Raw genomic sequence first — 14882 nt, 5'->3', positions numbered from 1 at the left:
TTATTGTAACATAAAAAGCACACACTTTTAGACGTAAAAGTGTGTGCTAAGTTTCTTTTTTGTATGAGATTATTTTGCAGCTTCGTAACGTTTTGAAACTTCATCCCAATTTACTACATTCCAGAATGAACCGATGTAGTCAGGACGACGGTTTTGGTAGTTTAAGTAGTAAGCATGCTCCCAAACGTCTAATCCTAATAATGGTGTTTTGCCTTCCATGATTGGTGAATCTTGGTTAGCTGTTGAAGACACTTCTAATTCTCCATTAGCAACTGATAACCAAGCCCATCCTGATCCGAAACGAGTTGTCGCAGCTTTTGCGAACTCTTCTTTAAAAGCGTCAAAGCTACCGAATTTAGCATCGATTGCTGAAGCTAGTTCACCAGTTGGATTTCCGCCACCGTTTGGTGTAATAACTTCCCAGAATAGTGAGTGGTTAGCATGTCCGCCACCATTATTACGTACTGCAGTTTTAATATCTTCTGGAAGAGCATCTAAATCAGCGATTAACTCTTCTACCGATTTGCTTTCTAGGTCAGCTTTGCCAGCTACTGCATTGTTTAAGTTTGTTACATATGTGTTATGGTGTTTCGTATGATGAATATTCATCGTCTCTTTATCAATATGTGGTTCTAGTGCGTCGTACGCGTAAGGTAATTGTGGTAATTCGTATGCCATGTTTGTTTCCTCCTAAAGAATATTTTAGAAAATTCTTTCCGTATAATAGCGTATCAAAATTAAAGAAAACCTTCAACGAAAAGAACCTAATATATTCTCATACTTTTGACTGAACTTAGATAAATATTATAAAAATAACAAGCATCGCAATTAAAATGATAATCTTCACCACAGAAGATGTCAGGAAGCCGATCAATGAACCAACTCCAGATTTTACTGCTTGTTTAAAGCCTTCTCTAGTTACAATTAGCTCCGCAAGCACTGCTCCAAGAAATGGTCCAATTAAAATTCCTGCTACCGGTATCACAAAAGGTCCTGCGAGTAAACCGATTGTACTTCCCCATACGCCAGCCTTTGTACCACCAAACTTCTTTACTCCAAAAGCATTCGCGGCCATGTCTGCACTGAATAACAATACTACAAATAACACTTGAATGACCCAAAACATCCAATTCAACTCTTCAAAAGTGAAAAACAGACCATATAAAACAAAGCCAATCAGCATAAAAACTACTGAAGGGATAATCGGATAAAATATACCAACAAACGCAACAATAAAACTAAGAATTATTAAGATCCATCCAAGAATCTCTATCATATTCGTTTACCTAAAATAGCATCCGCAATATTCACAGAGTGATCACCTATCCTTTCAAGATTACTTAATATATCTACAAACATGACTCCTGCATGACCGCTACATAAGCCTTCATTCAATCGAATAATATGGTTCTTTCTAAATTGACGCTCCATTCGATCAATAACATGTTCTTGTTCGGCTACTTCTTGCGCTAAGAAATCATCATTTAAATCTAATGCTTCTACTGCTTTTTTTACCGTGTTAATGGTCAACTCAAACATTACCGAGATATCCTCTAAAGCATCTTGCGTTAAGTGGAAGTGTTGTTCATCTTGATAATCTATTAGTTCTATAATATTTTCAAAATGATCTCCTATTCTTTCGAAGTCTCTCGTTGTGCCTAGTAACATAAAGTGCCTGGTAGAATCTTGGCTTGAAAGAGGTTGAGATGATATTTTCACTAAATAATTTGTTATTTTTGTATCGAGATGATTAATTGCATCTTCTAAATGATAAGCATCTTCTGCATCTTGCTTATTTCCTGTTTTTAAATATTCAAATGTTTTCTCCAATCCCTGAATACTAAAATTCCCCATACGCAATATCTCTTCTTTTGCTTGTCCAATAGCTATCGAAGGAAAATCTTCTATCAAATCTTCTTCTAGATGTTTCGGTTTATATTTAATATTCACATCTTCGCCAGGTAAGAACTTCACTAATAAGTATACCCATGCTCCTATTAAAGGAAACTGCAAAATGACATTGACTACATTAAAGGTTCCATGCGCAAAAGCGATTTGCATTTTATTTTCCAATGAAAACACATCGGATATCCATTCCATATATAAAGTAAAAGGCGTTAAGAAAATCAGAAATACAATTGTTCCCACAACATTAAACAGTACATGCGCAGCTGCAGCTCGCCTTGCACTGACTGAGGCTCCTATAGAAGCAAGAATCGCTGTAATAGTAGTACCAATATTATCACCAAACAAAATAGGCAAAGCGCCATGTAAAGTAACTAAGCCCTCGGCATAAATTCCTTGTAAGATTGCCACAGAAGCACTAGAACTTTGAATGAGAATTGTCATAGCTGTCCCTGCTATTACACCCAATAATGGTTGATCACTCATTTGTAAGGTGAAATCAGTAAAGGAGGATAATTTCTGCAGGGGACTCATCCCACTCATCATTAATTCTAATCCTAAAAACAAGCCACCAAATCCAAAAGCAACTTCCCCAATATGCTGTACCATTTTCTTCTTAAATAAAAATATTATAAATGCACCTAACGCCATGATCGGTAAGGCAAAGTCTCCAATTTCAAAGCCAAATAGAAATGCTTTCATTGTTGTCCCTATATTTGCACCCATGATTACTCCAATTGATTGGCGGAGAGTCAAAAAGCCAGCACTGACAAGTCCAATAATAATTACAATAGTACCAGCACTAGATTGGATCAATACAGTAAAGAGTAGTCCTGCAACAACTCCCATTAGTGGATTCGTTGTATATCGATCAAGTATATCCCGCAACTTATTTCCCGCAGCTTTTTGTAAGCCGTCACCCATAAACTTAATGGAGAATAAGAAAATCCCTAATCCACCAAAAAACTCAAAGAGCATCTCTTGCCAATTCAGCTCCACGTTGTAATTCAACTCCTATTTCGACAATTTTCCCATGAAAAAGTAAGGTATTATGGATAAAGTATAAAGGAAATATAAAGCTAAAGTATACATAATAATAATTTCTTTACGATTTTCGTGGCTTTTTTTGTCTTCTTCTGTTGTAAAATGCTAATATAAGCAGGAAAGGGTGACATTCGTGAATTTATACCAAATTTTCAAGGCAAGTTTACATAGTCCTAAAAAAATTGCGGCTTTTCGACTCATTCCTATAGGAAAAGTAATGCAATACATATTTATTTATATTTTCATCATGACAGTTATCTCATTCATCTTTTTTACAAACGGAATATCGGATCAGCAAACAAGTATGGAAGGTTTGCTTGAGTACTTTTCAGAAATTCAGTGGCTTCTCTATCCTTTTGCATTTCTGTTTTTATTTGTGTTTAATACACTAATAATCTTTGTACAAATTAGTATATTCGCTTATATTGGGACGATTATTCTCTATTTAAGAAAACGAAAAGGAGAATACAGGCATATTTGGCGGACAACTCTCTTTGCTAGTACGGTTCCTATGCTAATAGCTATTATGGCGACATTACTACAATGGACGAGCAGTTATGTACAGATTGCCATTTATCTAATCTCTTTTATATATTTAGTATTCGCTACTAAATATTATCCGATAAAGAGATAATCATATCCCCCCTTTCTTATGCATAGATTAGGACAAGGGGGTTTTATGATGAAAATATTCTTAGCAACTATCTTACTCTTAATCTCGTTCTATATAGTGAAAGTAGATTTATTCGAAGGTACAATCCCACTTGCATATTACCCTGCTGAGGAAGAATGTATAGAAACACTCGATTATATTGCAGTTGAAATTGTTGGTGGAGATACTATTTATTCATTATTTTCCATGTATCCAGCAGCAAAATCTGTAACCTTTACAGAGAGATTAAATGATTTCTATACCTTGAATCCACACCTTAGCAACCAAAGCTTTCTAGCAGGTGAGCAAGTACTTTTACCCGTGTATATAACACCTGCACAATGTAAAAATTAACAAATAGAGGTTTCTTCCTTGTCAACACCTTCGAAAGACTGATAAAATGGTGGATAGTGATGGCAAAAAGCCTCGAGAAGGAGAGAATTACATGAGTGAAATAATTCATCGTTCCAAAACTCGTCCAGTTCGAGTAGGAAATTTAACTATAGGTGGAAGTGACGAACTATTCATCCAAAGTATGACGACAACAAAAACACATGATGTGGAAGCAACAGTTGCAGAAATTTTGCGACTAGAGGAAGCTGGTTGTCAAGTCGTTCGTGTCGCTTGTCCTGATGAACGCGCCGCGTATTCGATCGGAGAGATAAAAAAACGAATTAATATACCACTAGTCGTGGATATCCATTTTGACTATAAACTAGCGCTAATTGCCATTGAGCAAGGTGCAGATAAAATTCGTATTAATCCAGGTAACATCGGACGTAAAGAAAAAGTAGAAGCCGTTGTAAATGCAGCAAAAGCGAAAGGTATTCCGATTCGTATTGGTGTAAATGCTGGTTCTTTAGAGAAGAAAATTTTAGAGAAATATGGTTACCCTACTGCAGATGGTATGGTAGAAAGCGCACTGCACCATATTAAAATACTAGAAGACTTAGATTTTCACGATATTATCGTATCAATGAAGGCTTCTGACGTGAACTTAGCAGTGGAAGCATACAAAAAGGCTTCTCAAGCATTTGACTACCCATTACATTTAGGTATCACAGAATCTGGAACACTTTTTGCTGGTTCGATAAAAAGTGCAGCTGGTCTTGGTACATTACTATCTATGGGTATTGGGAACACGCTTCGTGTTTCACTAAGTGCAGATCCAGTCGAAGAAATAAAAGTTGCACGTGAATTGTTAAAAGTATTTGGCTTATCTTCCAATGCAGCAACGTTAATCTCATGTCCTACATGTGGACGTATTGAAATTGACTTAATATCTATTGCAAATGAGGTAGAAGAATACATCTCCCATATTAAAGCACCGATTAAAGTAGCGGTATTAGGCTGTGCAGTAAATGGTCCTGGTGAAGCTCGTGAAGCAGATATTGGAATTGCCGGAGCACGTGGAGAAGGTCTTCTATTCCGCAAAGGAAAAACGGTACGTAAAGTACCAGAAGAAACAATGGTAGACGAGTTGAAAATTGAAATCGATAAAATTGCTGCAGAATATTTTGCTCAGCAAGAACTAGAACAAAAACAAAAAGAACAAGAAGAAATACAAAAAGCATAAGGGGTCGGGAATATGACGAATATTCGATTCGGAATCGATATAGACGGGACAGTAACTTGCCCTACTTCTTTGCTTCCTCATATCAATGAAGCATTTAAATGTAATTTACAGTTAAGTGATATTAAAGAATATGACTTAACAAAAGCTTTTCCTGTCAATGAAATAGAATTTTATGAGTGGTTTAAAAAGTCTGAAGCAACTATCTATGCCACTTCCCCTATTCAACCTGATGCACATGCTGTGTTATCTGCTTGGAAAGAAAAATATGAACTATACTTCATATCAGCTCGAGGGGAAAATGTGATGGATGTAACGCTTAACTGGTTCAAAGAGCAAGAATTGCTTTACGATCATATCGAATTAATCGGTACGCATAACAAAATTGAAACAGCTAGAAAGCATGGCATCCACGTGTTCTTTGAAGATAAGCACGATAATGCGGTTGAAATAAATGAGGAACTAAAGATTCCCGTGTTATTATTTAACACACCATATAATCAGCAAGCCGCTCCTAAAGGCGTTATACGCGTAAACAATTGGATTGAGGCAAATAACTGGATTGAAAAAGAATTTGCACTTTCTTTGCATAAATAATTTTCAAGAGACCTTGTCAAGCAGACAAGGTCTCTTTTTCAGTTCAACATCATATCAATTGTACTGTTTACACTCCTGAAAATTTAGAAAACGTGATAATTTCTTTATGTTATAATAATTTAAGTTTTTATTATAGAAAGGAAGATTTTATGTCAAACGTTTATATACGCCCTCTCACCCTTCCAGATGCAGAGGAGTTACTGAATTTAGAAAAGAAAAATCAAGTTTTTTTTGAAAGCTATTCAATTACTCGACCATCTAATTATTTTACAATTGAAGCCCAAAAAGAATTAATAAATAAATGGCAACAGAATACAGATAAAGACATGGAATATCGTTTCGGAATATTTAGAACTAGTGATGATCTCCTCATCGGAACCATTGGTTTATTTCAAGTTATGCGTGGACCTCGTCAATGTGCGATTCTTGGGTATTCATTAGACCAAGAACACAACGGCAAAGGTTACACAACCGAAGCTGCAAAGTTAGTAGTTAATTATGCTTTTGAGAACCTTCACTTGCATCGAATTGAAGCTGGAGTTATGCCACATAACATCGGTTCGATCCGGGTATTAGAAAAAGTTGGTTTTCACAAAGAAGGAATAGCAAAGAAAAATGTTGAGATAAACGGCCACTGGGAAGATCATCAGATGTTAGCAATACTCAATCCAAACCATTAATCTTATACTTATTATCCGTTTGTAATATTGACCAATTCCTGAAAAACTACAATGAGTGAATTCTTATGTCAGTTAATATATAAAGTGATTACATAATTATGTTTATTGAAGTAAAAAGTGCTAATGTGCCTGTCTCCTCTTTAACTTAGTTCAGGTGAACAACAATTGCAATGACGCACATAATAGAGAAACTGCGATGTAAGAGATTTTATTAGGCAATAAATGAATTCTGAGTCACTCGTTCTGTTTATACAATATGATTAAAATGCAGCCTACAAATAATGAAGGTGCTTATTAAAATCAAAGCGTATCGTCTATTTAACTGTTATTTTAAAAACTAGTTGCTTCCGCTAGTAATTTGTTCGCTTTTATGCTGATTAAATTGTTCTTCAAATAGGTTTGATTGCTGACAATGAACTATCTGTTAACCTTATACATTTATTGGTTTTACAAACGCTAATAACTATTAATGATTTTGTTCTTAGCAAGTCGATCCTGAATAAAAATGAAATTACAATTGATTTTCACTGCTGGCGTCGACTCCTGTGGGATGAGTGGGCTAATGAGACATTCCAACGACGCCCTAAGCGGAGGGAATGGCTCATCGCTCACCCCACGGAAAGCGTACGACTGCAGTGAAAATCATAGCGGACACTAACAGAGCAACTCACCGCGCAGTTTCCCTATCATTTGAAATATTTTGGTATAATGTTATCCAGTTAATGTCTAAGGTCAATTAATAAGATATGGAAAGAAATTAATTCTATGCAAAAAGCAACCAAATTCCAACTTTAATTAGTGTCTATATCTTCAATAGTTTACTAACCAATAAAAGAAAACCTCGCCAAACATTGATTTGGCGAGGTTTTCTTAATGGCAATTTGGACAATTACCGTATATTTCAAATTTATGATTTTCAATTTCATATCCAGGAATCGCATTTTGCAGGGTCTCCATAGGGCAATAATTAATTTCTTTTATATTCCCACAAGACATGCATATAAAATGATGGTGATGATGGTCTGCTTCACATTGCATTCTAAAATGCTTTTCTCCAGTAAGCTCTGTTTCTTCTAAAATACCTAAATCAACAAAGGTACTTAAGTTTCGATAGATTGTATCATAGCTCATCCCTGGATGCTCTGCCATCATCACATCTAATATATCTCTTGCTGTTATATATTTTTCCGTTTGCGAAAAAATATCTAATATTTGTTCACGCTTGTCCGTTTTTTTAAAGCCCTCTTTTTTAAGAATCTCCCACGCTTTTTCTATATTCATTATGCAGGAACTCCCCTCTTCATCCATTTTTTAAGATATATCGTCAGAAGTAAGATTATAATAGAAACCACAACAATTGTACCGCCTGGCGCTAAATCCAAATAAAATGCGCTTGCTAGGCCAACAATAACTGCCAGTTCACCAAAAACAATAGAGAAAAAAATTGCTTGTTTAAAACTTTTCGCAATACGCATCGCTGCTGCGACTGGTAACGTGATTAAAGAAGACACAAGCAATATACCAACAATACGCATGGAGCCTGCAATAACTAATGCTGTCACTATCATAAAGAGCACATGAACCCATTTTGCAGGTAGTCCCGATGCTTTGGCATACTCTTCGTCGAAAGATAAAACAAATAATTCTTTAAAAAAGAAACTCAAAAATACCACAACGATACATGCAATAATCACCACAATCCACAAATCTTGTCTACTTACTGCTGAAACAGATCCAAATAAGTAACTAAATAAATCAGAGCTAAATCCTTCTGCAAGTGAGATGAAAATTGCACCAAATCCAAGACCAGCTGACATAATGATCGGAATTGCCAGTTCTTCATAATGCTTATACAATCTGCGAAGACGTTCGATAAATAAGGATCCCGTCACAGAAGCAGTAATACCTAAATATAATGGATTTAATAACCCCAATGCACTAATAGATTGGCTTAAGTACAAACTCCCTGCAATACCTGCAAGTGTCACATGACTTAGTGCATCAGCAATTAGCGATAGCCTACGTACGACGATAAACACTCCTAGAAGTGGTGCAATCACTCCAATGATTAATCCGGCTGCAAAGGCGTTTTGTAGAAACTCATAACGAAGTATCGATTCTATCATACTTGCACCTCACTTCGATGATCTACTTTACGAACTGCATGACCATACCAAGCTTCTAGTTGCTCATCACTCATTGTATCCATATCGTTTTTAAACCCATGGAAGTGAATAGTCCGATTTAGACATGCTACATGACTAATACTTTTCGATACAGCGTCCACATCATGCGTTACTAAAACAATTGTAATATTATGTTCCCGATTCAAATGAGATAACATAAGATAAAACGAACGAACATTTTTACTGTCTATACCTACGGTCGGCTCATCAAGTATTAATACCTTTGGATTGCTTATCAATGCTCTTGCAATAAATACACGTTGCTGTTGCCCACCGGAAAGTTCCCCAATATTACGATGTGCGAACTCTTCCATTCCTACCGACTTTAGTGCTTGGCGAACTTCAAGATGAACATTTTTAGGAAAGCGATGAAATAAACCAATTTTTTTCACAAGTCCGCTTCTTACTACCTCAGCTACTGTAGCAGGAAAACCTGTATTAAATGCATTTGATTTTTGAGAAACATAACCGATCTGTTCTTTTTCTTTAAATTGATCAACTGGTTGCCCCAATAATTGGACTTTTCCACTTGTCGGCTTTAATAAACCAAGAATTATTTTTAATAAAGTAGATTTTCCAGATCCATTTGGACCAATAATGGCTAAAAAATCCCCTTCTTCAATGGTTATATTTATATCTTTTAATGCTTTTGTTTGCTCATATTGATAAGATACGTTATCTAGTTGTATTAGTGGTGTGGCCATATATATTTTCCTCTATTCTAATTCATAATCGTTACGATTTACAATATTCAAGTATAGTGGAAAATTTGTCTTCTGTAAATAAATATTACTTGAAAGGAAGTTTAAATGGATATAGCGAAGTTTATTGTGCAGCTACAAAACTGCTCTAAAAAAGAATTTAAGACAATTTTGAAAGGGTTTGATATTAAATTATCCGATAAAGAATTAGATGGAGTACATCCTTTATTACAGGAGATTTCGTTATCATGGCTTGTATTAGGGGTACCTGTATCCATCCAGCAAAAACTTATTCAATTGCTTGGTGAACAACGCGCAACAACTTTATATAAAGAGATAATTGAAAAAGCACCCTCTTCTTTTCGCTAAAGAGGGTACTTTTTCTTACTATCTTAATGCATCAATTGCTTCTGAATTAAATGTTTTTGAACGCAGCATGTCAATTTCTACTTTATAAGGAGCTTGTTTTGTTTTCGCATCTACTCCTACAAAAGGTGTTTCCAAAATCTTAGGAATTTCCGTTAACTGCGGATGATGCACAACTTTTAGTAAGGCTTCAAATCCAATTTCTCCAAAGCCAATATTCTCATGTCGGTCCTTCGCTGCACCGCATACATTTTTACTATCATTAATATGCAGTACTTTTAAACGATCTAACCCAATGATTTTATCAAACTTGTTTAAAACGCCGTCAAAATCATTTACGACATCATATCCAGCATCATGAATATGGCAAGTATCTAAACAAATAGAGAGTCGATGATTATTTGTAACTCCATCTATAATTTGAGCAAGTTCTTCAAAAGTGCGTCCACATTCAGAACCCTTTCCAGCCATCGTTTCTAATGCAATTTGAACCGGATAATCCTGTGTCAGCACTTCATTTAAGCCTTCCACAATTTTAGCTATTCCAGCTTCTGCTCCTGCACCCACATGCGCTCCAGGATGCAAAACAATTTGCGTTGCTCCAATAGCGGCCGTCCGTTCCACTTCTTTTTGTAAAAAATCTACTCCTAGTGCGAATGTCTCTGGTTTTGTTGTATTACCAAGATTAATAATATACGGGGCATGTACAACAATATTAGATAATCCATTTTCTTTCATATGTTGTAATCCGGCTTCTATATTCAATTCTTCTATAGGTTTTCTACGAGTATTTTGAGGTGCACCTGTATAAATCATAAATGTGTTTGCACCATATGATGCTGCTTCTTTACTTGATGCAAGCAGCATTTCTTTTCCACTCATCGAAACATGTGACCCTAATAGCATTGGTATGTCCCCCTTATTTCTTACGGTTTTTGATGCGACGTTCTTTTTTCTTTACTTTTTCCATTTCCCATTTCATATTACGTTTATAGCCTGGCTTTACTTTTTTAGGCTTACGTACTAATGCTTTTGCTTTAGCATCTATTTCATTTTCCATTTTTGGACGGTTTTTACGAGCATGTCTTTCTTTTAACTCAGACCATTCGCCGTTTATCACATCTTTATGTTCAAATGTAATTCCCATCTTTTCAATACGATTTAATGCATCTTCATCCGATGGCTCATACAAAGTGATAGCTAAACCGGTAAGACCTGCGCGTGCAGTTCTTCCTACACGGTGGATGAAAAACTCTAAATCGTCTGGAATTTCATAGTTAATGACATGACTTACTCCAGGAATATCTATTCCACGCGCGGCCAAGTCCGTTGCGACTATATACTGAAATTCTAAATCATGAATTTGCTTCATAACACGTGTGCGTTCACGTGGGGCAATATCCCCGTGCACAACGCCGACTTTAATGCCATTTTCCTGCAAGAAGCTCGCTACTTCATTTGCATTTTGCTTTGTATTAGCGAAAATGATCGCTAAATATGGATTGATCCCTGCCATTACTTCAAGTAAGCGTTTTTTACGTGATTTACTACGAACTGGCACGACAGTAAAATCGATTCCTTCTGCAACTGGACGCTTGTCTCCAATTTTAATATGAACTGGAGCATCCATATATTTTTTCAGGAATGGTTGTAGCTTTTCTGGAATCGTCGCAGAGAATACATACATTTCAAGTTTCTCTGGCATACGGGACGCAAACTGATCGATTTCATTTATAAACCCTAAGTCGAATGCTAGGTCCGCTTCGTCAACTACTAGAATATTCGAAGTATGCACTAGTAATGCTTGTTCTACTGTTAAATCACGAAGTCGTCCAGGTGTACCTACTACGATTTGCGGTTGTGTTTTTAATTTTTCAATCGCACGTGCTTTATCAGTCCCACCGATAAATAATTTCGTTTGGATTTCTGTACCTTCTACTAGCTTGTTTAACTCATTGTATATTTGAGTTGCAAGCTCTCTTGTTGGTGATGTAATAATTGCTTGTACTTCTTGTTTACTCGCATCTATTTTTTCAACAATTGGGATCAAAAAACTATGTGTTTTTCCTGTTCCAGTATGTGCTTGACCAATCGCGCTTTTACCTTTTAACACTAAAGGAATCATTTCTTTTTGAATTGGCGTTGGTTCTTGGAAGCCTAATTTATCAATTGCTTCTTGTAAAAAAGGCTGAAAATTATAATCTGTATATTTGGACATTTTAGTCCCTCCCTCACATTTCTTTATTGTACCACGATTGTACATAAAACGTATAATTTGCATAGAATAGATTAGACTTTATTTGTTCGAAAGGAGATGAAAACATGCGCTACGAATCTTTTTATCCGTTTTCTCAAGGCGGAAATACTGGAGGAGGTTTTTTTAACATGACAGGAGCTCCTCAAATCCCACCTTCTTCACCTGCTGGGGGATTTTTTGGCGGGGGTCTAGGTAACTTTTCTGCTCCTACATCCGCTCCTAGCCAAGGTGGAGGCTTTCTCAGCAATCTCGGGAATATAGCTTCGAATATGGGGCCAAATAGTCCTACTGGTAATTTTTTAGGCAATATTGGGAATATGGCTGGTCGGATGCAAGCAAATAACCCATTCGGAGGGATGGCACAGGGAGCACAAGCTGCACAGGCAGCGCAAGGTCCTAGTAAAGCAATGTCCTACTTACAAACAGCCGATAAATTTTTAAATACTGCTCAACAGCTCACCCCTATGGTTAGACAGTACGCTCCTATGATTCAAAATGTGCCTGCATTATTAAAGCTATACCGCGGGTTTCAAAGTGTCCCGAATACCGCTGCTGCAACTAATGCCACCGCAAATGTCGCTTCGGCTGCTACAGCAGCTTCGAATGTAGCAAGAACTGCCACAGCAGTTACAAATGGGGCTTCTCTTCCACGTATCTTCCAACCACCTTTCTAACATGCAAGAAAAGTGGAGTAATAGTGAAAAAAGTTAAACTTTTGTATTCATGTTGGGGCTCCGTTATAATAGATGTATGTTTGCACCAGAAGGGAGTTTCTGAAATGATTGTACAAAAAATTTCGCCAAGAGGATATTGCTATGGTGTAGTGGATGCAATGATTATTGCCCGCAATGCTGCACTTGATACTTCTCTTCCACGGCCAATATATATATTAGGAATGATTGTCCATAACAAACATGTAACAGATGCTTTTGAACAAGATGGAATTATTACGCTAGATGGTGAAAACCGTTTAGATATTCTATCTAAAGTGGACGAAGGTACTGTTATTTTTACGGCACATGGGGTGTCTCCGGAAGTAAAGGAACTAGCACGTAAAAAAGGATTAGTATCAATTGATGCAACTTGTCCGGATGTTACTGTCACTCATGATCTGATTAGAGAAAAAACAGCAGAAGGCTATGACATTATTTATATCGGGAAAAAAGGTCATCCAGAGCCAGAAGGTGCGATCGGAGTTGCACCTGATAAAGTGCACCTTGTTCAAACTTTAGAAGATGTTGAAAACTTAAATCTCCAAACAGATAAATTACTCGTTACAAACCAAACTACCATGTCTCAATGGGATGTTGTACATTTAATGGAAAAATTAAAAGAAAAATATCCACATATCGATGTTCATAAAGAAATTTGTCTTGCGACACAAGTTAGACAAGAAGCTGTTGCTGAACAAGCAGGCGGAGCGGAACTATTAATAGTCGTTGGAGATCCGATGAGTAATAACTCTAATAGACTAACACAAGTTTCAGAGGAAATAGCAGGGACTCCTTCTTATCGTATAGGGGACATTTCGGACTTACAGCTAGAATGGTTAGAGAATATTAACCATGTAGCAGTTACCGCTGGAGCATCTACTCCTACTCCAATTGTAAAAGAAGTTATTCAGTTTCTTGAGAAGTATGATCCTCAAGATCCTACCACTCATGATACAACGAAAAAAGTTATGCCTGAAAAGATACTGCCAAAAATTAAAGTACCAAAACCTGTAGATCGAATTGAACCATATCCAGTGAATAACTAAATAAAAGAAGCTGCTTCTCTTCACCGGAAGCAGCTTCTTTTTATATAAGTTGAAATGGTTCTGTCGAAAGTTTTGATGGAATGAATGAACAAGCAAGTTTATTTTCATTGCACGCAGTATTCATATAATCTGCCACACCTGTTTTCATAATAGATTCGATATGATGACCAGGATCGATGACCGCTAAATCGATAGCTTCCGCATCCTGTGCCACATGAAAGTACAGGTCGCCAGTAACAAATACATCTGCCCCTGCTCTTTTTGCAGTTTGTATATATTTATTGCCATCCCCGCCTAATACTGCAACCTTCTGAATCGTTTTATCTAAAGGACCAACTACACGAACAAATGGAACCTGTAATTGTTGCTTCACAGTTTGTGCATATTCAGAAAGCGTGACTGGATTTGGTAATGTTCCAATTCTTCCAAGCCCCTTTTCATTTACTTCTACATCCATGAGTAGAAGATCATATGCAGGCTCTTCATACGGATGCGATGTAAGCAGAGCTTTCAGCACACGATTTTTAATAGAAATAGGAAACACTACTTCTACTTTATCTTCCTCCACAACGGCAAGCTCATTCGCTTTACCGATATAAGGATCTGCACTTGCTGACGGCTTGAATCGTCCTTCACCCGGCGAAGTAAAGCTACAATTAGTATAGTCACCAATTTGTCCAGCACCTGCGTTTGCTAAAGCTTCTCTTACTTGTTCCGTCGATTCTTTTGGTGTGAATACCGCTAACTTCATTAACCTTTCAGCAGTTGTTTGCTCCATTATTTCGATATTTTTTAGATGTAATGCATCTGCTAACAAATCATTTACTCCACCAGTTGCTATATCGAGATTCGTATGCGCAGCATATACCGCGATATCATGCTTGATCAGTTGTTCAACTAGTCTTCCTTGTGGTAAATCGGTCCGCATATTTTTCATACCACGATATATAGGAGGATGATGCGCAATAATTAACTCACAGCCAAGCTCCACTGCTTCTTGTACAACTTGTGGGTTTACATCAAGTGTAACAAGTACTTTTGAGACTGGCTTATTTAGCGTACCGACTTGTAATCCAATCGAGTCTCCTTCGACAGCCAGTGATTTTGGTGCCCATTGTTCAAAAAGAGAGATGATCTGTTGACCATTTGGTTGCTTCATTTA

17 protein-coding genes are annotated in these 14882 nt (G+C 36.8%); 8 read left to right on the top strand and 9 right to left on the bottom strand.

Going from position 1 to position 14882, the window contains the following annotated elements:
• Positions 1-69: 69 nt before the first annotated feature.
• The 3 genes from ACIP9W_RS02105 to ACIP9W_RS02095 form a co-directional block, all read right to left on the bottom strand.
• Positions 70-678 carry a superoxide dismutase gene (locus ACIP9W_RS02105; protein ID WP_400785536.1) on the bottom strand — a complete coding sequence of 203 codons (609 nt, stop codon included), beginning with the start codon at positions 676-678 and terminating at the stop codon, positions 70-72.
• 115 nt (positions 679-793) lie between these two features.
• On the bottom strand, positions 794-1273 hold the full coding sequence (locus ACIP9W_RS02100) for a DUF456 domain-containing protein (protein ID WP_282244178.1): 480 nt from the start codon (positions 1271-1273) through the stop codon (positions 794-796).
• Positions 1273-2904: a Na/Pi cotransporter family protein gene (locus tag ACIP9W_RS02095; protein ID WP_400785534.1), complete on the bottom strand. Its 1632-nt coding sequence runs from the start codon at positions 2902-2904 to the stop codon at positions 1273-1275. Before ACIP9W_RS02095 ends, ACIP9W_RS02100 begins: the two co-directional genes overlap by 1 nt.
• A gap of 178 nt (positions 2905-3082) precedes the next feature.
• Here ACIP9W_RS02095 and ACIP9W_RS02090 point away from each other — a divergent pair, with 178 nt between their 5' ends.
• The 5 genes from ACIP9W_RS02090 (at position 3083) to ACIP9W_RS02070 (ending at position 6451) form a co-directional block, all read left to right on the top strand.
• On the top strand, positions 3083-3583 hold the full coding sequence (locus tag ACIP9W_RS02090) for a DUF1189 family protein (RefSeq protein ID WP_400785532.1): 501 nt from the start codon (positions 3083-3085) through the stop codon (positions 3581-3583).
• A 45-nt stretch (positions 3584-3628) separates the two neighbouring features.
• Positions 3629-3955, top strand: a complete 327-nt coding sequence (locus tag ACIP9W_RS02085) for a hypothetical protein (RefSeq protein WP_400785530.1) — start codon at positions 3629-3631, stop codon at positions 3953-3955.
• A 91-nt stretch (positions 3956-4046) separates the two neighbouring features.
• Positions 4047-5177 carry a flavodoxin-dependent (E)-4-hydroxy-3-methylbut-2-enyl-diphosphate synthase gene (gene ispG / locus ACIP9W_RS02080; RefSeq protein ID WP_282243497.1) on the top strand — a complete coding sequence of 377 codons (1131 nt, stop codon included), beginning with the start codon at positions 4047-4049 and terminating at the stop codon, positions 5175-5177.
• A gap of 12 nt (positions 5178-5189) precedes the next feature.
• On the top strand, positions 5190-5771 hold the full coding sequence (locus ACIP9W_RS02075) for a 5' nucleotidase, NT5C type (protein ID WP_400785528.1): 582 nt from the start codon (positions 5190-5192) through the stop codon (positions 5769-5771).
• A 149-nt stretch (positions 5772-5920) separates the two neighbouring features.
• Complete coding sequence (locus ACIP9W_RS02070; RefSeq protein WP_400785526.1) at positions 5921-6451, top strand: GNAT family N-acetyltransferase; 531 nt, start codon at positions 5921-5923, stop codon at positions 6449-6451.
• Positions 6452-7321: 870 nt separating this feature from the next.
• Here ACIP9W_RS02070 and ACIP9W_RS02065 read toward each other — a convergent pair.
• From ACIP9W_RS02065 to ACIP9W_RS02055, 3 genes are read right to left on the bottom strand one after another with little or no spacing between them, the layout of a single operon-like run.
• A complete protein-coding gene (locus tag ACIP9W_RS02065; protein WP_400785524.1) occupies positions 7322-7732 on the bottom strand; it encodes a Fur family transcriptional regulator in 411 nt (136 codons plus the stop codon).
• Positions 7732-8577, bottom strand: coding sequence for a metal ABC transporter permease (locus ACIP9W_RS02060; protein WP_400785522.1), 846 nt, complete (start codon positions 8575-8577; stop codon positions 7732-7734). The genes ACIP9W_RS02065 and ACIP9W_RS02060 overlap by 1 nt, the downstream gene beginning before the upstream one ends.
• Positions 8574-9341, bottom strand: a complete 768-nt coding sequence (locus tag ACIP9W_RS02055) for a metal ABC transporter ATP-binding protein (RefSeq protein WP_400785520.1) — start codon at positions 9339-9341, stop codon at positions 8574-8576. Before ACIP9W_RS02055 ends, ACIP9W_RS02060 begins: the two co-directional genes overlap by 4 nt.
• Positions 9342-9446: 105 nt before the next feature.
• Here ACIP9W_RS02055 and ACIP9W_RS02050 point away from each other — a divergent pair, with 105 nt between their 5' ends.
• Positions 9447-9707, top strand: coding sequence for a hypothetical protein (locus ACIP9W_RS02050; RefSeq protein ID WP_400785518.1), 261 nt, complete (start codon positions 9447-9449; stop codon positions 9705-9707).
• An 18-nt stretch (positions 9708-9725) separates the two neighbouring features.
• Here the strand turns inward: ACIP9W_RS02050 and ACIP9W_RS02045 are convergent, their stop codons facing one another.
• Both ACIP9W_RS02045 and ACIP9W_RS02040 read right to left on the bottom strand, forming a co-directional pair.
• Positions 9726-10610, bottom strand: a complete 885-nt coding sequence (locus ACIP9W_RS02045; RefSeq protein ID WP_400785516.1) for a deoxyribonuclease IV — start codon at positions 10608-10610, stop codon at positions 9726-9728.
• A gap of 13 nt (positions 10611-10623) precedes the next feature.
• The gene (locus tag ACIP9W_RS02040) at positions 10624-11922 is read right to left on the bottom strand and encodes a DEAD/DEAH box helicase (protein WP_282243509.1); all 1299 of its coding nucleotides are present in this window, start codon (positions 11920-11922) and stop codon (positions 10624-10626) included.
• Positions 11923-12026: 104 nt separating this feature from the next.
• Here ACIP9W_RS02040 and vrrA point away from each other — a divergent pair, with 104 nt between their 5' ends.
• Both vrrA and ACIP9W_RS02030 read left to right on the top strand, forming a co-directional pair.
• Entirely contained in the window at positions 12027-12635 is a 609-nt protein-coding gene (vrrA, locus tag ACIP9W_RS02035) for a VrrA/YqfQ family protein (RefSeq protein WP_400785514.1), read from the top strand.
• 104 nt (positions 12636-12739) lie between these two features.
• Positions 12740-13720, top strand: coding sequence for a 4-hydroxy-3-methylbut-2-enyl diphosphate reductase (locus ACIP9W_RS02030; protein ID WP_400785512.1), 981 nt, complete (start codon positions 12740-12742; stop codon positions 13718-13720).
• 40 nt (positions 13721-13760) lie between these two features.
• Here the strand turns inward: ACIP9W_RS02030 and ACIP9W_RS02025 are convergent, their stop codons facing one another.
• Positions 13761-14879, bottom strand: coding sequence for a Nif3-like dinuclear metal center hexameric protein (locus ACIP9W_RS02025; RefSeq protein WP_400785510.1), 1119 nt, complete (start codon positions 14877-14879; stop codon positions 13761-13763).
• Positions 14880-14882: the final 3 nt, after the last annotated feature.

It is taken from the genome of Psychrobacillus sp. NPDC093180, assembly GCF_044754065.1.
In the GTDB taxonomy this organism is placed as follows: Bacteria; Bacillota; Bacilli; order Bacillales_A; family Planococcaceae; genus Psychrobacillus.
Note: the sequence above shows the minus strand (reverse complement) of the source record. Positions and strands in the feature narration are given on the sequence as shown.

Excerpts from the sequence above, each read along its gene's own strand:
- ACIP9W_RS02105 (WP_400785536.1), bottom strand. The coding sequence starts at position 678 with ATGGCATACGAATTACCACAATTACCTTACGCGTACGACGCACTAGAA.
- ACIP9W_RS02085 (WP_400785530.1), top strand. The coding sequence starts at position 3,629 with ATGATGAAAATATTCTTAGCAACTATCTTACTCTTAATCTCGTTCTAT.
- ispG (WP_282243497.1), top strand. The coding sequence starts at position 4,047 with ATGAGTGAAATAATTCATCGTTCCAAAACTCGTCCAGTTCGAGTAGGA.
- ACIP9W_RS02075 (WP_400785528.1), top strand. The coding sequence starts at position 5,190 with ATGACGAATATTCGATTCGGAATCGATATAGACGGGACAGTAACTTGC.
- ACIP9W_RS02070 (WP_400785526.1), top strand. The coding sequence starts at position 5,921 with ATGTCAAACGTTTATATACGCCCTCTCACCCTTCCAGATGCAGAGGAG.
- ACIP9W_RS02065 (WP_400785524.1), bottom strand. The coding sequence starts at position 7,732 with ATGAATATAGAAAAAGCGTGGGAGATTCTTAAAAAAGAGGGCTTTAAA.
- ACIP9W_RS02060 (WP_400785522.1), bottom strand. The coding sequence starts at position 8,577 with ATGATAGAATCGATACTTCGTTATGAGTTTCTACAAAACGCCTTTGCA.
- ACIP9W_RS02055 (WP_400785520.1), bottom strand. The coding sequence starts at position 9,341 with ATGGCCACACCACTAATACAACTAGATAACGTATCTTATCAATATGAG.
- ACIP9W_RS02050 (WP_400785518.1), top strand. The coding sequence starts at position 9,447 with ATGGATATAGCGAAGTTTATTGTGCAGCTACAAAACTGCTCTAAAAAA.
- ACIP9W_RS02045 (WP_400785516.1), bottom strand. The coding sequence starts at position 10,610 with ATGCTATTAGGGTCACATGTTTCGATGAGTGGAAAAGAAATGCTGCTT.
- ACIP9W_RS02040 (WP_282243509.1), bottom strand. The coding sequence starts at position 11,922 with ATGTCCAAATATACAGATTATAATTTTCAGCCTTTTTTACAAGAAGCA.
- vrrA (WP_400785514.1), top strand. The coding sequence starts at position 12,027 with ATGCGCTACGAATCTTTTTATCCGTTTTCTCAAGGCGGAAATACTGGA.
- ACIP9W_RS02030 (WP_400785512.1), top strand. The coding sequence starts at position 12,740 with ATGATTGTACAAAAAATTTCGCCAAGAGGATATTGCTATGGTGTAGTG.
- ACIP9W_RS02025 (WP_400785510.1), bottom strand. The coding sequence starts at position 14,879 with ATGAAGCAACCAAATGGTCAACAGATCATCTCTCTTTTTGAACAATGG.